21 protein-coding genes are annotated in these 23,511 nt (G+C 60.6%); 11 read left to right on the forward strand and 10 right to left on the reverse strand.

Translation table 11 applies throughout. The annotated features are described in order from the left end of the window. Nucleotides 1-19: 19 nt before the first annotated feature. The 8 genes from SOP95_RS06515 to yccS all read left to right on the forward strand — a co-directional run bounded on the left by SOP95_RS06515 (nt 20) and on the right by yccS (nt 10,859). Nucleotides 20-745, forward strand: coding sequence for an AzlC family ABC transporter permease (locus SOP95_RS06515; RefSeq protein WP_323606590.1), 726 nt, complete (start codon nt 20-22; stop codon nt 743-745). Continuing rightward, nucleotides 742-1,086 (forward strand): AzlD domain-containing protein, encoded by a 345-nt coding sequence (locus tag SOP95_RS06520; RefSeq protein WP_274075588.1) that lies wholly within the window; start codon nt 742-744, stop codon nt 1,084-1,086. Before SOP95_RS06515 ends, SOP95_RS06520 begins: the two co-directional genes overlap by 4 nt. Before the next feature lie 227 nt (nt 1,087-1,313). Then, nucleotides 1,314-2,756 (forward strand): TldD/PmbA family protein, encoded by a 1,443-nt coding sequence (locus SOP95_RS06525; protein WP_323606591.1) that lies wholly within the window; start codon nt 1,314-1,316, stop codon nt 2,754-2,756. Then, nucleotides 2,756-4,093 carry a TldD/PmbA family protein gene (locus SOP95_RS06530; RefSeq protein WP_323606592.1) on the forward strand — a complete coding sequence of 446 codons (1,338 nt, stop codon included), beginning with the start codon at nt 2,756-2,758 and terminating at the stop codon, nt 4,091-4,093. Before SOP95_RS06525 ends, SOP95_RS06530 begins: the two co-directional genes overlap by 1 nt. Nucleotides 4,094-4,228: 135 nt before the next feature. Beyond that, the gene (mdtD, locus tag SOP95_RS06535) at nt 4,229-5,656 is read left to right on the forward strand and encodes a multidrug transporter subunit MdtD (RefSeq protein ID WP_274075591.1); all 1,428 of its coding nucleotides are present in this window, start codon (nt 4,229-4,231) and stop codon (nt 5,654-5,656) included. Nucleotides 5,657-5,761: 105 nt separating this feature from the next. Continuing rightward, on the forward strand, nt 5,762-7,099 hold the full coding sequence (dbpA, locus tag SOP95_RS06540; protein ID WP_425313632.1) for an ATP-dependent RNA helicase DbpA: 1,338 nt from the start codon (nt 5,762-5,764) through the stop codon (nt 7,097-7,099). A gap of 154 nt (nt 7,100-7,253) precedes the next feature. Further along, nucleotides 7,254-8,432 carry an NAD(P)/FAD-dependent oxidoreductase gene (locus SOP95_RS06545; RefSeq protein WP_274075593.1) on the forward strand — a complete coding sequence of 393 codons (1,179 nt, stop codon included), beginning with the start codon at nt 7,254-7,256 and terminating at the stop codon, nt 8,430-8,432. 243 nt (nt 8,433-8,675) lie between these two features. Further along, nucleotides 8,676-10,859, forward strand: a complete 2,184-nt coding sequence (gene yccS / locus SOP95_RS06550) for a YccS family putative transporter (RefSeq protein WP_274075594.1) — start codon at nt 8,676-8,678, stop codon at nt 10,857-10,859. Between the two features lie 15 nt (nt 10,860-10,874). On the opposite strand, the gene SOP95_RS06555 is transcribed toward yccS, so the two are convergent. After that, complete coding sequence (locus tag SOP95_RS06555; protein ID WP_323606593.1) at nt 10,875-11,612, reverse strand: substrate-binding periplasmic protein; 738 nt, start codon at nt 11,610-11,612, stop codon at nt 10,875-10,877. 255 nt (nt 11,613-11,867) lie between these two features. Between SOP95_RS06555 and SOP95_RS06560 the strand changes: the two genes are divergently transcribed. After that, on the forward strand, nt 11,868-12,320 hold the full coding sequence (locus SOP95_RS06560) for a GNAT family N-acetyltransferase (RefSeq protein WP_274075596.1): 453 nt from the start codon (nt 11,868-11,870) through the stop codon (nt 12,318-12,320). A 98-nt stretch (nt 12,321-12,418) separates the two neighbouring features. Here SOP95_RS06560 and SOP95_RS06565 read toward each other — a convergent pair whose 3' ends face one another. Genes SOP95_RS06565 through SOP95_RS06575 form a run of 3 tightly spaced genes read right to left on the reverse strand, consistent with a single transcriptional unit; the run spans nt 12,419 to nt 15,404 of the window. Beyond that, nucleotides 12,419-12,715, reverse strand: a complete 297-nt coding sequence (locus SOP95_RS06565) for a winged helix-turn-helix domain-containing protein (protein WP_274075597.1) — start codon at nt 12,713-12,715, stop codon at nt 12,419-12,421. A gap of 28 nt (nt 12,716-12,743) precedes the next feature. After that, nucleotides 12,744-13,235, reverse strand: a complete 492-nt coding sequence (locus SOP95_RS06570; RefSeq protein ID WP_274075598.1) for a M48 metallopeptidase family protein — start codon at nt 13,233-13,235, stop codon at nt 12,744-12,746. A gap of 45 nt (nt 13,236-13,280) precedes the next feature. After that, nucleotides 13,281-15,404 carry a putative bifunctional diguanylate cyclase/phosphodiesterase gene (locus SOP95_RS06575; protein ID WP_274075599.1) on the reverse strand — a complete coding sequence of 708 codons (2,124 nt, stop codon included), beginning with the start codon at nt 15,402-15,404 and terminating at the stop codon, nt 13,281-13,283. Between the two features lie 321 nt (nt 15,405-15,725). Between SOP95_RS06575 and SOP95_RS06580 the strand changes: the two genes are divergently transcribed. Then, nucleotides 15,726-16,394: a polysaccharide lyase family 7 protein gene (locus tag SOP95_RS06580; RefSeq protein WP_274075600.1), complete on the forward strand. Its 669-nt coding sequence runs from the start codon at nt 15,726-15,728 to the stop codon at nt 16,392-16,394. A 215-nt stretch (nt 16,395-16,609) separates the two neighbouring features. Next, nucleotides 16,610-16,993 (forward strand): hypothetical protein, encoded by a 384-nt coding sequence (locus SOP95_RS06585; RefSeq protein ID WP_274075601.1) that lies wholly within the window; start codon nt 16,610-16,612, stop codon nt 16,991-16,993. Between the two features lie 42 nt (nt 16,994-17,035). Here SOP95_RS06585 and fba read toward each other — a convergent pair whose 3' ends face one another. The 6 genes from fba to tkt form a co-directional block, all read right to left on the reverse strand. After that, nucleotides 17,036-18,100 carry a class II fructose-bisphosphate aldolase gene (fba, locus tag SOP95_RS06590; RefSeq protein WP_019694035.1) on the reverse strand — a complete coding sequence of 355 codons (1,065 nt, stop codon included), beginning with the start codon at nt 18,098-18,100 and terminating at the stop codon, nt 17,036-17,038. Between the two features lie 133 nt (nt 18,101-18,233). Then, nucleotides 18,234-18,566, reverse strand: coding sequence for an MliC family protein (locus tag SOP95_RS06595; protein ID WP_274075602.1), 333 nt, complete (start codon nt 18,564-18,566; stop codon nt 18,234-18,236). A 56-nt stretch (nt 18,567-18,622) separates the two neighbouring features. Then, nucleotides 18,623-18,844, reverse strand: a complete 222-nt coding sequence (locus SOP95_RS06600; RefSeq protein ID WP_274075603.1) for a hypothetical protein — start codon at nt 18,842-18,844, stop codon at nt 18,623-18,625. Nucleotides 18,845-18,879: 35 nt separating this feature from the next. Continuing rightward, entirely contained in the window at nt 18,880-20,043 is a 1,164-nt protein-coding gene (locus SOP95_RS06605; RefSeq protein WP_323606594.1) for a phosphoglycerate kinase, read from the reverse strand. A 26-nt stretch (nt 20,044-20,069) separates the two neighbouring features. Beyond that, nucleotides 20,070-21,125, reverse strand: coding sequence for an erythrose-4-phosphate dehydrogenase (gene epd, locus SOP95_RS06610; RefSeq protein WP_323606595.1), 1,056 nt, complete (start codon nt 21,123-21,125; stop codon nt 20,070-20,072). Nucleotides 21,126-21,317: 192 nt separating this feature from the next. Then, nucleotides 21,318-23,315, reverse strand: coding sequence for a transketolase (gene tkt, locus SOP95_RS06615; protein ID WP_323606596.1), 1,998 nt, complete (start codon nt 23,313-23,315; stop codon nt 21,318-21,320). Nucleotides 23,316-23,511 lie beyond the last annotated feature (196 nt).

Below are 23,511 nucleotides of genomic sequence, written 5' to 3' on the forward strand. Positions count from 1 at the left end.
ACAACGGGGTGGTTCATTGATGGGGACTCCGGATGTATCGATTCGCTCTTCGGCCAGCAACGTTTTTATTGAAGGTGCACGGGACGCGATCACGTTTGGCGTTGCGTTCATTTTCCTGTACTTATCCATAGGTGTTTTAAGCGCGACACAATCATTATCACTGAGCCAAGCGCTCGCAACGACCCTGTTGATATTTTCCACCCCGCTGCAGTTTTTGCTGATACAAAGCTATAACGACGGATGGATATTGCTCCCCATCATCGTTGCGCTCAATGCTCGTTTCGTGCTGCTCTCCGCGACACTGGCACCTTATATAAGGAGCACTTCAACCACGAAAACCATGGCGTCCCTGATCCTCATCACTCCCTCGATATTCACAGGCTGCCTTACTCGATTCAAGCGGAAAACCGATCGCCCCTTCACTTACATGATAGGCCTTGGCATCCCAATATTTGGTGTATCGATTATCTGTACCTACATCGGTTTCGTCGCCGGTGCAGGACTTACCTCACCGGTCATCTATGCTGCGATGACACTGCTATTACCCCTCCAATTTACAGCGTTGGCCGGCAAGCACTGGCCTCATTACGCGGAAGTATCAAGTTATTGGCTGGGCTTTGTCGGTGCACCATTGCTGATCTATCTATTCAAGGATTACAGCTTGCTCTGCACGCCTTTTATAATTGGCGGACTGGTCGTACTCATCGAAAACAATTACAAAAAACGAGGCAACGTAGCTTCATGACAATCTGGCTTCTTATTGCATTCTCCGCCGTTACCGCCTTTGCATTTCGTGCCCTGCCCTTTGCCTTCAAAAACAGCACTGCGCTCACCCGAACCCAGGGTTCCTTTTATCGGTTCATCAGCTACAGCGCGCAAGCCATGTTGGGGGTCATCATCTACGACACCGCGTTCAACAAGATGGATGCGCTTACGCTGATAAGGCAGTTTCAGATGATGGATGCAGTGAAGCTGTTCTTGCTGGTGGGCACCTTCATTGCGGTCGTCAAAACAAAAAAAATCCTGCCTTCTTTCTTTGCAAGCCTGTTCATTTATGTGGCAGCGTTCGCCTACCTGAGCGCTTGAAAACAGCGCCTTGACTGACAGAGGGATTGATCGCGAGCAAGCCGCAATGGGGGTGTTCGCGAACTTCAATCGTCAGCAAACCTGTCACGCGTCCTCTGCAGTGCGCAATTCCCCCCCGCCATCCGCCCTTGATCCTCCCCACGCACAGGCCTACTCTAGTGCCGCGCAATCGCTTCATCCCCTCGCCGCACCGCAGCACCGCCACTCCATACCAAGGAGGTTCCCGAATGTTCGATTTCCACCCCCAGCTCAAGCAGCGCTTTGCTGCCTTGCGCACGGGCGCCGAATTCTTTTCCCTGCGTTATGTGCGCGAGTCCGGCCAGTACCTGTCGGTGCGCAAGAACGTCGCCGAACCGCCGAGCCTGAGCCGCGACGAGGGGGCGATGCTGACCGTGCGGGTCAACGGCGTCGAAGCCTATGCCGCCACCAACGATCTGTCGCAGCAAGGCCTGCAAGCCGCCCTTGAGCGCGCCGAACAGCAGGCGCGCCGGCTCAAACCTCACGCCTTGCTGGATCTGCGCGACCAGGCGGTATCCAGCGACCGTGCCGATTATTTCTCGCCGAACCTCGACCAGCCCTTCCCGGCCCTGAGCGACTGTTACGCCTTGCTCAGCGCCGAATCCGCCGCCGTGCCCAAGGACGAACGCCTGGTGAGCTGGCAGGTCAGCATCGGCATCACCCACGTCGAGCAGATCTACCTCAACAGCGCCGGCGCCGAACTGCGTCAGGCCCAGCGCTTCGTCTACCCAGGCCTCGATGTCACCGCCTACGACGGCAACGACAGCCAGACCCGCACACTCGGCCGGGAAAACTTCGGTCAGCAGGGTGGCTTCGATGTCATCAGCCGCTGCGGACTGATCGGCGCAGGGGTGAAAATTGCCGATCAGGCGCTGCAATTGCTGCTGGCACCCAACACGCCGCAAGGTCCGCGCGACCTGCTGCTGATGCCCGACCAGATGATGCTGCAGATCCACGAATCCATCGGCCACCCGCTGGAACTGGACCGCATCCTCGGGGATGAGCGCAATTATGCCGGCACCAGCTTCGTCAAGGCCGGCGACTTCGGCCATCTGCAGTACGGCTCGACATTGTTGAACGTGACGTTCGATCCCGATATCCCGGAACAGCTCGCCAGCTACGGCCATGACGACGACGGCACGGCCGCCAGCAAACAGTTCCTGATTCGCCAAGGCCTGCTGCTGCGCCCCTTGGGCGGTGCACTCTCGCAGTTCCGCGCCGGCCTCGACGGGGTCGCCAACAGCCGCGCCTGCGGCTGGAACCGCCCACCGATCGACCGCATGGCCAACCTCAACATCGAGCCTGGCGACCAGCCGCTCGAGCAACTGATCGGCAACATCGAACACGGCATCCTGATGAGCACCAACCGCTCATGGTCCATCGACGATGCGCGCAACAAGTTCCAGTTCGGTTGCGAATGGGGCCAGTTGATCGAAAACGGCGAACTCAAGGGCGTGGTGAAGAACCCGAACTACAGGGCCATTTCCGCGCAGTTCTGGAAGAGCCTCAGCGCGGTCGGCGATGCCAGCACCTTCAAGGTCCTGGGCACACCGAACTGTGGCAAGGGCGAACCGAATCAAGTGATCCGCGTGGGCCATGCCTCGCCAGCCTGCGTGTTCAGCAACGTTGATGTATTTGGGGGAGACAGCTGATGACTACGTCGAAAGCCCAGGCCGAGTCGTTCAAGGCATTGGTCGCCGAATTACGCGAAGCGCTGCACGAACCGGAACAGTTCACCCTCAGCTACGCCGCCGAATCCTCGGCCTTCGTGCGCTTCAACCACGCCAAGGTGCGTCAGGCCGGGCAGGTGCAACAGGCGAGCATCGGTTTGAAACTGATCAACGATGGCCGCCACGCCGACCTGCAGATAACCCTGGCGGGCGACCCTGCAGTCGACCGTCAGCGCCTGGCCGAAGGCCTGCAACAACTGCGCGAAACCTTGCCGCTGCTGCCCCAGGACCCGTACCTGCTGCTCAACCACAACGGTTGGCAAAGCAAAAACGTGCAGGAGCATCCGCTGCCGGACACCGAGCAGGTGGTCGGCGAAATCACCCAGGCCGCCGAAGGCCTGGACCTGGTCGGTTTCTATGCGGCCGGGCCGATCAGCCGTGGTTTCGCCAGCTCCGCCGGGGCGTTCGGCTGGCACCAGGCCAACAGCTTCAACTTCGATTTCAGCTTGTTCCATGAAAACGGCCAGGCGGTGAAGGCCAGCTATGCCGGGCACGACTGGAACAGCGCAGGCTTTGCCAAACGCATCCAGCAGGCACGTGAACAGCTTGAATACCTGGGACGGCCGCTACGCACCCTGGCCCCAGGCCAATACCGCGCCTACCTGGCGCCCGCCGCGCTGGAAGAAATCATGGGCATGCTGTGCTGGGGTGGCTTTTCGGCACAGTCGATCGCCAGCAAAAGCAGCCCGCTGCAGAAGCTCTACGGGGGCGACCAGGCGTTCAGCCCGCTGGTTTCGCTGGATGAAAAGGTCAGCGGCTCGCTGAGCCCGGCGTTCTCCGACGAAGGTTATCCGCGCAGCGATCTGGGCTTGATTGTCGAAGGCCGGGCCGGTGCGCAACTGGTGGGTTCACGCAGCGCCGCCGAATACGGCTTGACCGCCAACGGCGCCAGCGGCGGGGAATCGCCGACGGCCCTGAACATGCAGGCCGGGGATTTGCCCGAGGCACAGATCCTCAAGCAACTCGGTACCGGCCTGTACATCAGCAACCTGTGGTACCTGAACTTCTCGGATCAACCGGCAGCACGCCTGACCGGCATGACACGCTTCGCGACCTTCTGGGTCGAGAACGGCGAGATCCAGGCACCGGTCAGCACCATGCGTTTCGACGACAGCGCCTACAGCCTGCTGGGTTCACAGCTGGAAGCGCTGACCGCGGAGCGCGAATTGCTCTTGTCGGCGAGCACCTACAGCCAGCGGGCGACGGCATCGGCGCTATTGCCGGGGGCGATCGTCCGGCGGCTGACGTTGACCCTGTAAACACAATCCCCCTGTGGGAGCGGGCTTGCTCGCGAAAGCGGTGGGTCATTCAGCATTGATGTTGAATGTGATGGCCCCTTCGCGAGCAAGCCCGCTCCCACAGGGTTCGGTTCCCTGACCACCACAAGAGGTCCCATGCCCAACCGCCCGCCTCTCGATCCGGTCACCGCCCGCTGGGTGCCTTGGGTCGTCGCCATTGCCTTCTTCATGCAGTCCCTCGACGGGACGATCCTCAACACCGCCCTGCCGGCCATGGCCAGCGACCTGGCGGAAGACCCGCTGCGCATGCAGGGCGTGATCATTGCCTACATGCTCACGGTCGCCTTGCTGATTCCCGCCTCTGGCTGGATCGCCGACCGTTTCGGTACGAAAAAAATCTTCTTCAGCGCGATCCTGCTGTTCAGTTTCGGCTCGCTGCTCTGCGCCTTGTCCAGCAGCTTGAGCATGCTGATCGGCGCCCGGGTGATCCAGGGCCTGGGTGGCGCGTTGATGCTGCCGGTCGGGCGACTGGTGGTGCTGCGCGCTTACCCGCGCTCGGAACTGGTACGAATCATGGGCTTCATCACCATTCCCGGCCTGCTCGGGCCGTTGATCGGCCCGACCATGGGTGGCTGGATGGTGGAGTACCTGACCTGGCACTGGATCTTTCTGATCAACCTGCCGGTGGGTCTTGTTGGCTGCTACGCCGTGTGGAAATTCATCCCCGACCTGCGTGGTTCCGAACGGACCCGCTTCGATAGCCTGGGGTTCCTGCTGTTCGGCGCGGCGATGATCCTGATCACCGTCGCCATGGAAGGCTTGGGCGAACTGCACCTGCCACACCTGCGGGTGATGCTGCTGCTGTTCGGCGGCATGGCCTGCCTCGCGGCCTACTGGCTGCGTGCGGGTCACATCGACAATCCGCTGTTCGCGCCATCGCTGTTCAAGACCCGGACCTTTGCCGTCGGCATTCTCGGCAACCTCTTCGCCCGGCTCGGCAGCGGCGCGCTGCCGTTCCTCGTACCGCTGTTGCTGCAAGTGGCGCTGGGCTATTCGCCGTCCCAGGCGGGGATGAGCATGCTGCCGCTGGCGGCTGCGGCGATGATCGCCAAGTGGGTGGCGCGACCACTGATCGAACGCCTGGGCTACCGTATCGTACTGACCGGTAACACCCTGGCGCTGGGGATCATGCTGGCCAGCATGGGCCTGGTCAGCGAGCAGACGCCCTACTGGCTGCTGCTGTGCCTGCTGGCAGTGCTGGGGGCGATCAACTCCCTGCAGTTCACCGCGATGAACACCGTGACCCTGATCGACCTTGATGACGCCAGTGCCAGCAGCGGCAACAGTCTGCTGTCGGTGGTCGCGCAATTGTCCCTGAGCCTGGGCGTGGCCTGCGCCGGCGCATTGCTCGGCGGGTTCACCGCTGGGATCGGCAAGGACGGGGTGGACACGGTTTTGGGGGCATTCCAGCTTACGTTCGTGACCGTGGGGATCATGGCGATGCTGGCCGCAACGATCTTCTCGCAACTGTCAAAGAATGACGGACGGCGAGTCAAACGTCCGGAAGAACACATAGAGCCTTAGGGCGAATGGCCATCGGACTGGTACACTGCGCGACATTTTGTTTTGCAGGCCAGTCCCGTGACCACCATCGCCACCGAATTTAATACTTTGCCGCTGTCCGCCGCCATGCTGGCTAACCTCGACTCCCTCGGTTATGCCCAGATGACGCCGATCCAGGCGCAAAGCTTGCCGGTGATCCTCAAGGGGATGGACCTGATCGCCCAGGCCAAGACCGGCAGCGGCAAGACCGCCGCCTTCGGTATCGGCCTGCTGAACCCGATCAATCCGCGCTACTTCGGTTGCCAGGCGCTGATCCTGTGCCCGACCCGCGAGCTGGCTGACCAGGTCGCCAAGGAAATCCGTCGCCTGGCCCGTGCCGAAGACAACATCAAGGTCCTGACCCTGTGTGGCGGCGTGTCCCTCGGCCCGCAGATCGCTTCGCTGGAACACGGCGCGCACATCATCGTCGGCACCCCGGGGCGCATCCAGCAGCACCTGCGCAAGGGCTCGCTGGTCCTGCACGGCCTCAACACCTTGATCCTCGATGAAGCCGACCGCATGCTCGACATGGGTTTCTACGACTCGATCGAAGAAATCATCATGCAGGCCCCGGAGCGTCGCCAGACCCTGCTGTTCTCCGCCACCTACCCGGTAGGCATCAAGCAGCTGGCCTCGAAGTTCATGCGCAACCCGCAGCAAGTGAAGGCCGAGGCGTTCCACGACGACACGCAGATCGAGCAGCGCTTCTACGAAATCTCCCCGGACGATCGCATGAGCGCCGTGACCAAGGTGCTGGGCCACTTCCGCCCGGCGTCCTGCGTGGCGTTCTGCTTCACCAAGCAGCAGGTCCAGGAAACCGTTGATCACCTGACGGCCAAAGGCATCTCCGCCGTCGGCCTGCACGGCGACCTGGAACAGCGTGATCGCGACCAGGTACTGGCGATGTTCGCCAACCGCAGCACCTCCGTGCTGGTGGCCACCGACGTCGCGGCCCGCGGCCTGGACATCGATTCCCTGGACATGGTGATCAACGTCGAACTGGCCCGTGATTCGGAAATCCACATCCACCGCGTCGGCCGTACTGGCCGCGCCGGTGAGAAAGGCCTCGCGATCAGCCTGGTGGCGCCGTCCGAAGCGCAGCGCGCCCAAGCCATCGAACAATTGCAGAAGACACCATTGACCTGGGATCAGGTGGACAACCTCACCTCCAAGGGTGGTGGTCCCCTGCTGCCTCAGATGAGCACCCTGTGCATCGGCGCAGGCCGCAAGGACAAGGTGCGTCCAGGCGACATTCTTGGCGCACTGACCGGTGAAGCGGGCATCCCGGGCGCCCAGGTCGGCAAGATCGCGATTTTCGACTTCCAGGCCTTCGTGGCCGTGGAACGCGGCGTCGCCAAGCAGGCCCTGCAACGCCTCAACGACGGCAAGATCAAGGGCCGTTCGTTGCGCGTGCGCATCCTGTAAGCGATCTTCGACCCAACGAAGATCCCCCTGTGGGAGCGGGCTTGCTCGCGAAAGCGGTTTATCAGTCGACATTGATGTTGAATGTGATGGCCCTTTCGCGAGCAAGCCCGCTCCCACAGTTTGTTTTGTGGTGATATACCGAGAGGACACCGTTTTGCGCTCTACCGAAGTCGTGATCATTGGCGCTGGCGCCGCAGGGTTGATGTGTGCACTGACCGCCGCCGGGCGCGGGCGCCAGGTGCTGTTGCTCGACCACGCCAACAAGGCCGGCAAGAAAATCCTGATGTCCGGCGGTGGCCGCTGCAATTTCACCAACATGTACACGGAACCGAGCAATTTCCTTTCGCAGAACGCCCACTTCTGCAAATCTGCCCTGGCCCGCTATACCCAGTGGGATTTCATCGGCATGGTGGCCAAGCACGGCGTGCCGTACCACGAGAAAAAGCTCGGCCAGCTGTTCTGCGATAACAAATCCAGCGACATTCTCGAAATGCTGCTCAACGAGTGCGATCAGGTCGGCGTCAGCCTGCACCTGGACACCTCGATCCAGACCATCGAGAAACTCGAGAAGGGCTATTTGCTGGACACCACCCTGGGCCAGGTGACGTGCGAATCGCTGGTGATCGCCACCGGCGGCCTGTCGATCCCGACCCTGGGCGCCACCGGTTTCGGCTACCAGGTGGCCAAGCAGTTCGGTCACGACCTGCTACCGACCCGCGCGGGGCTGGTGCCGTTCACCATCACCGATCAACTCAAGGAACTGTGCACCGAGTTGTCCGGTACCTCGGTGGATTGCCTGGTCAGCTGCAATGACCAGAGCTTTCGCGAGAACATCCTGTTCACCCACCGTGGCCTCAGCGGACCGGCGATCCTGCAGATTTCCTCGTTCTGGGAATCCGGCGACACGGTCGAGATCAACCTGATGCCCGACCACGACGTACCGTCCTGGCTGCAACAGCAACAGGCCGAACGCCCAAACAGCGAACTGAAAACCCTGCTCGGTGAAATCTTCACCAAGAAAATGGCCAATCTGCTGGCGGACAACTGGTTCGTTTCCAAACCGATGAAGCAGTACACCCACGGGGAAATTGCCGCCATCGCCGAGAAACTGGCGAGCTGGAAAGTGGTACCGGCCGGCACCGAAGGCTACCGAACCGCCGAAGTGACCCTGGGTGGCGTCGATACCAACGAGGTGTCGTCCAAGACCATGGAATCGCTGAAAAGCCCCGGCCTGTATTTCATCGGTGAAGTGCTGGACGTCACCGGCCATTTGGGCGGCTTCAACTTCCAGTGGGCCTGGGCCTCCGGCTACGCCGCCGCACAATACGTCTGACACCCTGCTCCCTGTAGGAGCTGGCTTGCCAGCGAAGGCGACCTGACAGTCAACAAAGATGTTGGATGTACCGGCCTCATCGCTGGCAAGCCAGCTCCTACAGGTTCTTTGTCTGCCTGAAGAAATGAGGCGGGCGTGTGACATCAAGGAACAGAAATTGCTGTCAGATGTGATCGCCGCCATTGCGTCGGCGTCATTACTGGCTCAATTTAGCGTCATTGCCTCGGAAGGCCTTCGCATTTCATGTCATCGACCTCGTTCCGTCAGTCTCTGCGCCGGCTTTGGGCGCTGGATAAATTCAGCTACAGCGTGCGGGTGTTCATCGCCCTGACCGGTACCATGGCTCTATGCTGGTATCAGGATGAAATGGGGCTGTTGATCCCGTTGTTCCTGGGGATTATCGCCAGCGCCCTGGCCGAGACCGATGACAGTTGGCAGGGCCGCCTCAACGCGCTGGCGGTGACACTGGTGTGTTTCGCCGTCGCCGCGCTGTCGGTCGAACTGCTGTTCCCCTACCCCATACTCTTCATCATCGCCTTCGCCCTCGCCGCCTTCTGCCTGACCATGCTCGGCGCACTTGGCGAACGCTATGGGGCGATTGCCTCGGCGACGCTGATCCTGTCGGTCTACACCATGATCGGCGTCGACCAGCGCGGTGGTGCGGTCACCGATTTCTGGCATGAGCCGGTGCTGCTGGTGGCCGGTGCCGCCTGGTACGGCCTGCTGTCGGTGCTGTGGCAGGCGCTGTTTTCCAACCAGCCGGTGCAGCAAAGCCTGGCGCGGCTGTTCCGTGAGCTGGGCTTTTACCTGAAGCTGAAGTCTTCGCTGTTCGAGCCGATCCGCCAGATGGACGTGGAAGCCCGGCGCCTGGAACTGGCCCAGCAGAACGGCCGGGTGGTTGCCGCGCTGAACGTCGCCAAGGAAATCATCCTGCACCGGGTCGGCAACGGTCGCCCAGGCTCTAAGGTCAGCCGCTACCTGAAGCTGTACTTCCTCGCCCAGGACATCCACGAGCGTGCCAGCTCCTCGCACTACCCTTACAACGCCCTGGCGGACGCGTTCTTCCACAGCGACGTGCTGTTCCGCTGCCAGCGCCTGCTGCGCCAGCAAGGCAAGGCGTGCCGGGCGCTGGCCGAGTCGATCCAGATGCGCCAGCCGTTCACCTATGACGCGAGTTTCGCCGAAGCCCTCGGCGACCTGCACGCCTCCCTCGAACACCTGCGCATCCAGAGCAATCCCGCCTGGCGCGGGCTGTTGCGCTCACTGCGGGCACTGGCGGCCAACCTGGGAACCCTCGACCGCCTGCTCAGCGATGCCAGCAACCCCGACACCCTGGCCGACGCCACCGACAGCAGCCTGCTCGACCGCTCGCCACGCAACTTCAAGGATGTCTGGGTTCGCTTGCGCACGCAGCTGACGCCCACCTCCTTGTTGTTCCGCCATGCTCTGCGCCTGCCCCTGGCCTTGAGCATCGGCTACGCCATGGTGCATTTGATCCACCCGTCCCAGGGTTACTGGATCATCCTCACGACGCTGTTTGTCTGCCAGCCGAACTACGGTGCCACAAGGCGCAAGCTCGGCCAGCGGATCATCGGCACCGCCATCGGCCTGACCTTGGCCTGGGCGCTGTTCGACCTGTTCCCGAACCCGCTGGTCCAGTCCTGTTTCGCGATTGCCGCCGGGGTGGTGTTCTTTATCAACCGCACCACCCGCTACACCCTGGCGACGGCGGCGATCACCCTGATGGTGCTGTTCTGCTTCAACCAGGTGGGCGACGGTTACGGGCTGTTCCTGCCGCGGCTGTTCGATACCCTGCTCGGCAGCCTGATCGCCGGCCTGGCGGTGTTCCTGTTCCTGCCGGACTGGCAGGGTCGGCGCCTGAACAAAGTGCTGGCCAACACCCTGACCTGCAACAGCATCTACCTGCGCCAGATCATGCAGCAATACGCCGCCGGCAAAAGCGACGACCTGGCGTATCGCCTGGCGCGGCGCAACGCCCACAACGCCGATGCGGCGTTGTCGACCACCCTGGCCAACATGCTGATGGAGCCGGGACATTTCCGTAAGGAAGCGGATGTCGGCTTCCGCTTCCTGGTGCTGTCGCACACCCTGCTCAGTTATTTGTCCGGGCTGGGTGCGCATCGGGAAACCCAACTACCACAGGATGTGCGCGAACAACTGATCGAAGGCGCGGGCGTGAAACTGGCGGCCAGCATCGACGAAATCGCCCAAGGCCTGGCGAGCAAATCCGCGATTGCCATCCAGAGCGATGAGGAGGAAGCGCTGGCCAACGCGCTCGAGCAGATGCCCGATGAAATCGATGAGGGTCAGCGCCTGGTGCAGACGCAACTGGGTTTGATCTGCCGGCAGCTGGGGCCGCTGCGCACACTGGCGGCGCATCTGATCAAGGACACCAGTGAGGATTGAGCCATCAGCCTCGGCTTACATGCCGTGGCGTTTCATCAGCCGTGCATAAGTGCCGTCGGCCTTCATGGCCACGATGGCGCGATCAAAACCGGCGACGATCTGCTCATGCTGAGGATTTTTCAGGCTGACCAGAATGTGCAGGCCATTCTCGCTCAGCGGTTTGGGCAAGAACTCCACGGCATTGCGGACCTTGGGCGACTCACGGGCCAGGTAGTAACGAGCGACGTATTCGTCTTCCAGGGTCAGCTTGACCCTGTCGGCCGCGACCATGCGCACCGCCATGGCGAAGTTGTGCACCGGAATCTTCTGCAATGACACATCCTGATCGAAAGTCGGCGAATAGGCGTAGCCACGCACCACGGCAATCGGATAGGTGTACAGCTGCGGCAAAGTGCTGAATTCGATGGGAGCCTCTTTACGCTTGAGAAAGCGCACGCGATTGATCAGGTACTCGCCCGAAAACTGTCCGAGCTGTGTGCGCTCCTCGTTGAACCAGGCATTGACCAGAACGTCATAGCGACCCTCGCCCAACCCAAGCAACGCCCGTGCCCACGGCACCTGCTCGAAATCACTGGCATAGCCGGCCCGCGCCAGGGCGGTACTGACAATGTCCGTGGCCAACCCGCCGTTGAACAGCGTGGCGTCGGTAAAGGGTGGCCAGGCATCCGCCACCAGCCGCAATTTTTCTGCGGCCACACTTTCAGTCAGCAACAGCAATCCAAGCAAAGCAAAGGCTCGATGCAATCGCGGCATGCCAGAAAATCCTTAGCGGGCGGGCTGCCCGACGTGTTTTCAGCCAAAACGCCAAGACCCGTACCGGCACCCCCAGGCACTCAAATGTCAGCGCGTTGCAGCACTGCACAGCGCTTGATTGAAGATTACACAAAGAAGACAGCGTCGCGCCAAATGAATGATGGCATTTTGGTCTTTGTCATAGATTCCTGCGCCATAAAGACATCCTTCGTCGAGGCGCTTAGTATCAACAGGACGTTTTCAGGGAATCGACACATGACAATCAACTGGGTCTGTAAACACCACAGCGATCTGGGCAAGGAGCAGCTGTATGCCATTTTGCAGCTGCGCGCCGAAGTGTTCGTCATCGAACAGAAATGCATCTACCAGGACATCGATGGCCAGGATCTGGAGGGCGACACCTGCCATTTGATGGCCTGGGACGGAGATCGGCTGGTGGCGTATCTGCGCCTGCTCGATCCCGAGCTACAGGGCGGTGACGTGGTGATCGGGCGGGTGATCATTGCGCCACAGGCGCGAGGTACCGGGCTGGGGCATGAGATGATGGCCCAGGCGATGAAGCAGATTGAAAAGCGCTGGCCAGACATGCCGGTCTACCTCTCGGCCCAGGCGCATCTGCAGGGGTATTACGGGCGGTACGGGTTTGTGGTGGCGGGTGAGGAATACGTTGAGGATGGTATTCCACACATTGGCATGCGGCGTTCGTAAGGGCCCCTTCGCGAGCAAGCCCGCTCCCACATTGGAATGCGTTCCCCCTGTGGGAGCGGGCTTGCTCGCGAAGGCGTCAGATCAATCACCACAAAAACTCAGGGATACTCCAACACCGCCTTGATCTGCCGAAGATTACGCTCGATCCACCCGCGATCGATCGCCCCCCACCCGCGAATCCGATAGCGCCCGGCATGGTTGCGCGCGCCTTCTTCCTGCTCGAACTCGCAAACAATATCCAGGTCCGCCAGGGCGGCGATGGTGTCCTGGGCCGTGCGCCGGGGCATGCCGGTGGCTTCGGTCAATGCCGGAACGCTGCTGGCCAGGCCGCTGTCGATCAGGTACGCCACGTACAAGCGGCGGTAGAAGCTGCTCTTGGTCTTGCTTACGTCCATCCATGCGCTCCTTGTTCATTGGCTCTTTTCATTGCAGGTCGCGCCAGGTCAGGTACACCCGCACATCGAACTCCACCTGGTGATACCCCGGCAACATGTGCTCGCACAGCTTGTAGAAGGCCTTGTTGTGATCGGACTCCTTGAAGTGCGCCAACTCATGCACCACGATCATTTTCAGAAACTCCGAAGGCGCCTCCTTGAACAATGAGGCAATGCGGATTTCTTTCTTGGCCTTGAGCTTGCCGCCTTGCACCCGCGAGATGGTGGTGTGCAGGCCAAGTGCGCGGTGGGTCAGGTCCAGGCGATTGTCGAACAGCACCTTGTCGATGGACGGGGCGTTACGCAGGTATTCCTGCTTGAGGTCCAGCGCATAGGTGTACAGCGCCTTGTCGCTCTGGACCCCATGCTTTTGCGGGTAACGCTGGTTCAGGTAATCGCCCAGCCGACCGTCGGCGATCAACTGACGCACCTGGTCCTGCAAGGTAGCCGGGTAGGCCTGGAGGTATTTCAACGCGGTCATCGCAGCGGCAACACAAATCACGAAAAGGTCGCCAGTGTAGCGAATTCAGCCAGTCAGCGCGCCCCAGTCGAAGGGCTGCACAAAGCTCTCGGTGTCTTCGGCCATCATCGGTCGGGCCACCAGGAAGCCTTGCACATACTCACAGCCATTGGCTTGCAGCCACTGGTATTGCGCCATGGTTTCGACCCCTTCGGCAATCACCAGCATCCCGTACTCCTTGCACAGGTCGACCACATTGCGTACCAGCGCCGCGTCCCTTGAGGACTGCGGAAGCCGGCTGATCAGATGGCGGTCGAGTTTGAGCGTATCCAGTTGCAGATCGCGCAGGTGCGACAGTGAACACGGGCCGGAACCGAAATCGTCAAGCGCCACCCGCACCCCCAGATTGCGCAGCAAACGCAGCTGTTTACGGGTTTCCTCCGGATTATGCATCAAGGCCTCTTCCGTCACCTCGACTTCCATGTGACGTGGCTGCAAACCATGTCGCTCCAGTACCAGGCGCAACTCGGTGACCAGATGGGGCATGGCAAACTGGGTGCTGCTCAAGCTGACGCCCACCACCAGGTCCTCGGCAAACAATGTCTCCCAGGCTTTGCGTTGCCCGGCACTGCGCTGGTAGATCCAGCTGCCCAGGCGACTGATCAAGCGCGCCTCTTCCAGCAGCGGCAAAAACAAGCCTGGCGGAACATCGCCGACACTCGGGTGCTGCCAGCGCAACAACGCCTCGAACCCGCGAATCCGTCCATCGGCAACCGCCACCTGCGGCTGATACACGAGATTGAAATCACGGTTCTCGATGGCCGTTCGCACGCTTTCTTCGAGCATCAGCCGCGAACGTGCCCGGCCGTTCATTTCGTGATCGTAAAACCGATACTGTTGCCGGCCGGCGCGCTTGGCTTCGTACATGGCGATGTCGGACGCGCGCAGCAAGCCGTCGAGATTGGCGCCGCAGTCGGGGAACGTAGCAATGCCGATGCTGGCACCGAGGACGATATCCAGACCATCGATTTGCTGGCAGACCGACACCCGTTCGATGAGCTTTTCCGCAATCTTGGCCGCCTGCTCGGGAAACTCCAGGTCCAGCAACGCGGTGAATTCATCACCACCCATGCGTGCCAGGATATCGAACGGACGCAGGCAGGCCTTCAACTGTTCGGACACCCAACGCAACACCCGATCGCCAGCATCGTGGCCGAGAGAATCGTTTACCCGCTTGAAGCCATCGAGGTCCAGGTACAACAGGACCCAGGCGCTGTCGGCACGTTCGCCGCGCAACAGCAGGTTTTCCACGGTCTGGTAAAAGCCGCGACGGTTGAGCAGCCCGGTCAGCGGGTCGGTGACCGCCTGGAACTCGAGTTGCTGATGCAGGTGGCGCACCACCGACATGTCCAGCACTGTCACCACCATTGCATGTTGTTCCGTGGGCAGCGGCGCGCAAGAAAGTGCCACCGGCACCTGTTGCCCGGGGGCAGTACGCAGCAGGGCGTCGTGCAGGCGCAAGGTCTCGCCGCGCTTGTACCCGGCCAGCAGGTCAGAATCGGCCCAGACCGGTATGTGCGGTTTTTGCAGGAAATCCAGGAACTCCTTGCCCTGCAGCTCCTGCACCGTGGCGTTGAGCAGTCGCGACATCGCCGGGTTGGAAAATTGGATCAGGCCGTCCTCGCCGACCACCAGGATGCCCTCGGCGGCGTTGTCCAGCACCGAGGCGTTGAACGCGCGAGCGACCTCCAGGTCATGGCTCAGGCGCTGCAATGCCCGGCGATTGCGTTGATGCTCGAGCAGCGCCTGGACCTTGGGCTTGAGAATCTGCGGATCAAAGGGTTTGAACAGGTAATCCACCGCGCCACTGGCGTAACCCTTGATCACGGCGTCCTGGGACTGTTCGTTGGCGGTGAGGAAAATGATCGGTGTCAGGCGGGTCCTTTGGCTGCCGCGCATCAGGCGCGCCACTTCAAAACCGTCCATGCCCGGCATCTGCACATCCAGCAACACCAGGTCGACATCGTATTCAAGCAACAGCCCGAGCGCCTCGAAACCGGATGCAGCGGTGATCACCTGCCAATCCTGGCGCTGCAGCAAGGCGCGCATGCTCACCAGATTTTCAGGGTAATCATCGACGATCAACAGGGTTGAATTGCCTTCAGCTGGCATTGGGTGCGCGCATTCCATGCTGCTTCTCTAGGGCTGGATGTCAGGCCGACTTCTTGTGAAAACCGGACAGAAACTGTGCCTTCACTCTAGACCGGGATCTGCGAAAGCAGAAGGTGTCAGTGCGCCATCATTCGACCGAAGCGTCATTTGCCGACTAACGGTCGGCCACGCAGCCCGCTAAAACCGGGCAGGATGGCACTTCGACAGGATGTTGGCGCCAATTAACTGCCCGGCGGGCGTTAACAAAATAGTCCTCTACGCTTATAAAGACCGCCCCCAAAGGCACGTGCCAGAGCGTTTGGCACGTGCGTGCAGCATTAATTCGCGGAAGCTTTGATTATGATTGACCTCGCAACCTGGAACCTCAGTGTTCCCGTCGGCAGCCCGCCCTACACGGTTGAAACCTCAAAACTGGTGGACGGCTTCAAGGATCAATACTTCCACTCTGACACCGGCGTTCTGTTTTTCTGGTCACCGGTGACCGGCTCGCGCACTGAAAACGCGATCTACCCTCGTACCGAGCTGCGTGAAACCTACAGCAACGGCACGCTGAAAAACTGGTTCTACCCGGACGCCGACAACTTGCTTCACGCCACCCTGGCGGTGAACCAGGTCCCGAGCTCGGGCAAGATCGTGATCGGGCAGATCCACGCCTATAACAGCCAGAAGCCGATGGTCAAACTCGAATACCAATACAAGACCAAGACCGAGACCGGCAACCTCGTGATCAAGGTGCGCATGCACCCAGACGACGCCGAAAGCCGGGTCATCACCCTCGCCACCGGGATCAAGCTCAATAATGAGTTCAACTACCTCATCCACCTGAGCCCCGGCGGCGCACTGGGCGTCAGTGCGGCGGGCTACCAGTGGGACACCAATATCAGCGCCACCTGGCGCGACAAACCGCTGTACTTCAAGGCTGGGGTGTATGTGCAGGACAACACCGGGTACACCAGTGAGGGCGGGAAAGTGACATTCAGCAAGCTGGATATCGATCACGATAAATAAGCGCTTTTCGAGTTCACAAAAAACCCGTCCCTCACGACGGGTTTTTTCATGCAATTCAACACTGAAAGCTTATTACCTGATATTCGCACCAACATAACAACATCGAATAAATAACTGTCATTTATAACAGGTGAATATTCGCGATCTCGAAATTATTCTTTTTCAGCGCCCCCCAATAGTTCTCCTGGTCTCCAGATCGAATCAAGGAAGGTTCCATGAGTGCTCAGCAAAAGATCAACATGCAGGGATACATCACTGCCGCCTATAGCGCCACTGATGAAGCAGGAACGCCTTACGAATTGAACATCACTTCCAGCACTGACAGAAGCGGCGCCATGACAGGTACATTGCGCGTTGGCATGATTGAGTACGTGTTGGTCGGGGACTATCGGTTCAGAAATTCGACTGGCGCGCAAACTGATATTTACTTTGCCGGGTCAAACGAACGTGACCACTACGCGCGATCCGGATATTTCATTCTCGAAGCCAGCGATCGGCGTTATGAATCACTCAAGGGAAAACGCGTATGTTGCGATCCTCATACTCAGACACTGCGCATACTTGATATAGAATTTGTCAGAATTACCGCTCTTCCATAAAAAACCCGCCGATCGGCGGGTTTTTTATCAAACACCTGAGGCTTAGTTGACCTTGGCGTTCAACTCACCTTTCAGATAACGCTGGAACATCGCTTCCAGGGAGATCGGCTTGATCTTCGAAGCGTTGCCCGCGGTACCGAAGGCTTCGTAACGGGCGATGCACACGTCGCGCATGGCAGTCACCGTGGCGCCGAAGAATTTACGTGGGTCGAACTCGCTCGGGTTGGTGGCCATCAGGCGACGCATGGCGCCGGTGGATGCCAGGCGCAGGTCGGTGTCGATGTTGACCTTGCGCACGCCGTGCTTGATGCCTTCGACGATTTCTTCAACCGGAACGCCGTAGGTTTCTTTAATGTCGCCGCCGTACTGGTTGATGATCGCCAGCCACTCTTGCGGAACCGAAGACGAACCGTGCATCACCAGGTGGGTGTTCGGGATGCGCTTGTGGATCTCTTTGATACGGTCGATCGCCAATACGTCGCCGGTAGGCGGTTTGGTGAACTTGTAGGCGCCGTGGCTGGTACCGATGGCGATGGCCAGGGCATCCACCTGGGTGCGCTTGACGAAGTCAGCGGCTTCTTCCGGGTCGGTCAGCATTTGGCTGTGATCCAGAACGCCCTCGGCGCCGATGCCGTCTTCTTCACCGGCCATGCCGGTTTCCAGCGAACCCAGGCAGCCCAGCTCGCCTTCTACCGATACGCCGCAGGCGTGAGCCATGGCCACGGTTTGTTGGGTGACGCGTACGTTGTAGTCGTAGTCGGTCGGGGTCTTGCCGTCTTCGCCCAGGGAACCGTCCATCATCACCGAGCTGAAGCCCAGTTGAATGGAGCGCTGGCAGACGTCAGGGCTGGTGCCGTGGTCCTGGTGCATGCACACCGGGATGTGCGGGAATTCTTCGATGGCTGCCAGGATCAGGTGACGCAGGAACGGTGCGCCGGCGTATTTGCGAGCACCGGCCGAAGCCTGGACGATCACCGGGGAGTCTGTCTTGTCAGCGGCTTCCATGATGGCGCGCATCTGCTCAAGGTTGTTGACGTTGAAGGCTGGAACGCCATAGCCGAACTCGGCTGCGTGGTCCAACATCTGGCGCATGCTGATAAGTGCCATTGTGTGTGTCTCTCCCGGTTTGGGTCGTTAATCGTGCCAGCCTGCCGTAGCGGCGGCGGCTATTCAAGTTATTGCAGATCGGGGGTTGGTCCGGGCTGCGAATACGGTCAATGCTTTTGCGGTCTGGCCGTTGTTATTGGGCTTTACAGCCTCGGCCAATCAAATCATTGGTGGCGACCCAGTAGACCAGGCCTTCCTCACCTTTTATGTGAAACGCCAGCATGTTGTCGCTGTACAGCGAACCCGACGCGCCCGGCTCCTGCTTCAGGCGATGGACCTGATCGGCCCCGCCCAGGCGCACGTCGACTTCGTTGTGGCTGTCGTCGGTGTAGCGCCAAACCACTTTGGCCTGGCTGTCGCAGGTCCAGGTGGTCCAGTCATCCGCCGCGGTGGTCGACTGGAACGGGTTCCAGTTGGCGCACCCGCCCAGCAATGCCAGCGCCGTAATGGCGATAAAGCCTTTCATCCGTGTCCCTCGACTGACGGCAGACACCGCCAGCCCTGAGTAAAGAGTCAGACCCGTCAAGGACAACCATGTTCCTTGGCGGGGGTCTGTGTCTCGTATTTGTCCAGGCCTTCAGGCCCGGAACGCTTGTTGAGCACCGGGTTGGTCTCCGCCTGCCAGTCGGCCTGGTTGCAACCGTTCCGGGGCGCGGACGGCGCGGGTTCCGGCGTGGCTTTGGGATTACTCCCGCAAGCCGCCAGCGATCCCGCGACGATCAACAGCGCTAAGGTCTTGACCATTTGAACACTCCCTTTCCTGGTCAAACGGGCGACCCTCAGGCCTTGGCCCGGCTTTCCAGGACTTCAACGGCTGGCAACACCTTGCCTTCGACGAACTCCAGGAACGCGCCGCCGCCGGTAGAAATGTAGGAGATTTGCTCGGCGACGCCATATTTATCGATGGCCGCCAGGGTGTCGCCACCGCCAGCAATGGAAAATGCCGCGCTGTCTGCGATGGCCTGGGCCAACACTTTGGTACCGTTACCGAACTGGTCGAATTCAAACACGCCGACCGGGCCGTTCCACAGGATGGTCTTGGACGATTTCAGCAGTTCGGCGAAATTGGCCGCCGTCTGCGGACCAATGTCCAGGATCATGTCGTCGGCGGCCACATCGGCGATCAGCTTCACAGTGGCCGTTGCGCTTTCAGCGAATTCCTTGGCGACCACCACGTCTACCGGCAGCGGCACGCTGACTTTGGCGGCGATGGCGCGAGCGGTGTCCAGCAGGTCCGGCTCGTACAGCGATTTGCCGACAGGGTGACCGGCAGCCGCCAGGAAGGTGTTGGCGATACCGCCGCCGACGATCAGTTGGTCGCAGATCTGGCTCAGGCTGTTGAGCACGTCTAGCTTGGTCGAGACCTTGGAACCTGCCACGATGGCGGCCATTGGCTGAGCCGGGGCGCCGAGCGCCTTGCCCAGTGCGTCCAGTTCGGCCGCCAGCAAAGGACCGGCAGCGGCAATCTTGGCGAACTTGGCCACGCCGTGGGTCGAACCCTCGGCACGGTGCGCGGTGCCAAAGGCGTCCATCACGAACACGTCGCACAGGGCCGCATATTGCTGGGCCAGCTCATCGGCGTTCTTCTTTTCGCCCTTGTTGAAGCGCACGTTTTCAAACAGCACGATGTCGCCGGCTTTCACGTCGACGCCGCCCAGGTAGTCAGCCACCAGCGGCACTTCGCGACCCAAGGCCTTGCTCAGGTAGTCGGCCACTGGCTTGAGGCTGTTCTCGGACGAGAATTCGCCTTCGGTCGGACGGCCAAGGTGCGAGCAGACCATCACGGCCGCGCCTTTTTCCAGGGCCAGCTTGATGGTCGGCAGCGAAGCCAGGATTCGCGCATCGCTGGTGACGGCACCGTCCTTGACTGGGACGTTGAGGTCTTCGCGAATCAGTACGCGCTTACCTTGCAGATCGAGGTCGGACATCTTCAACACGGTCATGGGTCGCATTTCCTGAGTAGCTGTTCTTAGAGAGCAGGTTTTTTTGAGGCTGTGTGCAGATAGTGTTCCGCAACGTCCAGCATTCGGTTGGCAAAACCCCATTCGTTGTCGAACCAGGCCAGGATGTTCACCAGCCTTGGGCCGGAAACTCGAGTCTGACTGGCATCGACGATCGCCGAATGTGGGTCGTGGTTGAAATCACAACTTGCGTGGGGCAACTCGGTGTAGGCCAGCAGACCTTTGAGCGGGCCGCTGGTGGCAGCCTCGCGCAGGATCCGGTTGACCTCGGCGGCGTCGGTGTCGCTCACGGTCTGCATCGTGATGTCGAGGCAAGACACGTTAACCGTCGGCACACGTACGGCTTTGGCCTGAATTCGCCCGGCAAGTTCCGGCAGCAGACGTTCGATGCCGCGCGCCAGACCAGTGGACACCGGAATCACCGACTGAAACGCCGAACGGGTGCGGCGCAAGTCTTCGTGATGGTAGGCGTCGATCACCGGCTGGTCGTTCATGGCCGAGTGGATCGTGGTGATCGACACGAACTCGAGACCAATGGCCTGGTCCAGCAGGCGCAACAGCGGCACACCACAGTTGGTGGTGCAGGAGGCGTTGGACACCAGCAGCTCGTCGCCGGTCAGGCAATCCTGGTTCACACCGTAGACGATGGTGGCGTCGACATCCGCCTCGCTGGCCATCGGCTGGGAAAACAGCACGCGCGGCGCGCCGGCGTCGAGGAAGCGCTGGCCGTCTTCGCGAGTGTGGTAGGCGCCGGAGCATTCCAGCACCAGATCGACGCCCAACGACGCCCAATCGATGCCTTCGGGAGTGGCACTGCGCAGGACCTTCACGCAGTCGCCATTAATATGCAGACAATCGCCGTCGACCTTCACTTCTCCGGGAAAACGCCCGTGGGTGGAGTCGAAGCGTGTCAGGTATTCAATACTGGCCATGTCGGCCAGGTCGTTGATCGCGACAATTTCAAACCCGGCCTTTTCGCCTCGCTCGAACAACGCACGCAAGACGCAACGACCAATCCGGCCGTAGCCGTTGAGTGCAACTTTGTAGGGACGCGGTTGAGGCATTGGGGTTCTCGATGGACGCAGTCAGACGAAATTCTTATGTGCAACTCGCCCCTTGCAGGAGCGAGCTTGCTCGCGATGGACTTAAGGACAACGCATTTATCCAGATAGCCAGCGTTATCGTTAACGACCATCGCGAGCAAGCTCGCTCCTACAGGGGGGGACGGCGGCGGTCTTGAAACCGCCGCGTTTTGCTTAGTCTTCCAGCAGCTCTTCAGCCTGACCCAGGATGTTTTCCAGGGTGAAGCCGAACTCTTCGAACAAGGCAGGCGCAGGCGCCGACTCGCCGTAGGTGGTCATGCCGATCACGCGACCTTCCAGGCCGACGTACTTGTACCAGTAGTCGGCGATGGACGCCTCGATGGCGATACGGGCGCTGACCTGCAACGGCAGGACCGATTGCTTGTAGCCGGCGTCCTGGGCATCGAACACGCTGGTGCACGGCATGGAAACCACACGCACCTTGCGGCCCTGTTCGGTCAGTTTGTCGAAGGCCTGAACGGCCAGACCCACTTCGGAACCGGTAGCGATCAGGATCAGCTCAGGCTCGCCTGCGCAGTCCTTGAGCACATAGCCACCGCGGCTGATGTCGGCAATCTGGCCGGCATCACGGGTTTGGTGCTGCAGGTTCTGACGCGAAAAGATCAGGGCCGAAGGACCATCTTTACGCTCCAGCGCATACTTCCAGCACACCGCCGATTCAACGGCATCGGCCGGACGCCAGGTGTCGAGGTTCGGCGTGCAGCGCAGGCTGGCCAGTTGCTCGATTGGCTGGTGAGTCGGGCCGTCTTCGCCAAGACCGATGGAGTCGTGGGTGTAGACGTGGATCACGCGCTGCTTCATCAGGGCCGACATGCGTACCGCGTTGCGCGCGTATTCCATGAACATCAGGAAGGTCGCGCCGTAAGGCACCAGGCCGCCGTGCAGGGCCACGCCGTTCATGATTGCGGTCATGCCGAACTCGCGCACGCCGTAGTACATGTAGTTGCCGCTGGCGTCATCGGCGGTGACACCTTTGCAGCCTTTCCACAGGGTCAGGTTGGAACCGGCCAGGTCAGCCGAACCGCCGAGGAACTCTGGCAGCAGCGGACCGAACGCGTTCAGGGCGTTCTGGCTGGCTTTACGGCTGGCGATGGTTTCGCCCTTGGCGGCCACTTCGGCGATGTAGGCAGCGGCTTTTTCCGAGAAGTCAGCCGGCAGCTCGCCGCTCAGACGACGGATCAGCTCGTTGGCTTCGGTCGGGAACGCGGCGGAGTAGGCCGCGAAACGCTGGTCCCACTCGGCTTCGACCGCGCGGCCAGCTTCCTTGGCATCCCACTCGGCATAGATGTCGGCCGGCACTTCGAACGGGCCGTGGTTCCACTTCAGCGCTGCACGGGTCAGGGCGATTTCCGCGTCACCCAGCGGGGCGCCGTGGCAGTCTTCCTTGCCTTGCTTGTTCGGCGAACCGAAGCCGATGGTGGTCTTGCAGCAGATCAGGGTCGGCTGCGAGCTCTTGCGCGCGGTCTCGATCGCCGTCTTGATCTCTTCCGGGTCATGACCGTCGACGTTGCGGATCACTTGCCAGTTGTAGGATTCGAAGCGCTTTGGCGTGTCATCGGTGAACCAGCCTTCGACTTCGCCGTCGATGGAGATGCCGTTGTCATCGTAGAAGGCGATCAGTTTGCCCAGGCCCAGGGTACCGGCCAGGGAGCTGACTTCGTGGGAGATGCCTTCCATCATGCAGCCATCACCCAGGAATACGTAGGTGTGGTGGTCGACGATGTTGTGGCCAGGACGGTTGAACTGCGCCGCCATGACTTTTTCAGCCAGGGCAAAGCCCACGGCATTGGCCAGGCCCTGACCCAGTGGACCGGTGGTGGTCTCGACGCCTGGGGTGTAGCCCAACTCCGGGTGGCCCGGGGTACGGCTGTGCAGCTGGCGGAACTGTTTCAGGTCATCGATCGACAGGTCGTAGCCGGTCAGGTGCAGCAGCGAGTAGATCAGCATCGAGCCGTGACCGTTGGACAGCACGAAGCGGTCACGGTCGGCGAACGATGGATTGCTCGGGTTGTGCTTGAGGTAGTCGCGCCAAAGCACCTCGGCGATATCCGCCATACCCATGGGGGCACCGGGATGGCCGCTGTTGGCTTTTTGCACGGCATCCATGCTGAGGGCACGAATGGCGTTGGCACGCTCACGACGGCTAGGCATCGCTGATCTCCTGGGGTTTGATATAAACGAATCGGAAAAAGGCGAGCATTTTCCCTCACCGGGACACCTTGGGGCAATGACAGAAAGTCATCTGAAGGCGTTTTTCCCATGCTTGTTGACGGATTAGGCGGGTGAAACCTTTCCGCTGTTGCCTTGTAGAGTTAACCAGTTCGTGAGAAGTGCCATCTATCGATCA

Source organism: Pseudomonas sp. YuFO8 (genome assembly GCF_035065025.1).
Taxonomy (GTDB): Bacteria; Pseudomonadota; Gammaproteobacteria; order Pseudomonadales; family Pseudomonadaceae; genus Aquipseudomonas; species Aquipseudomonas putida_AE.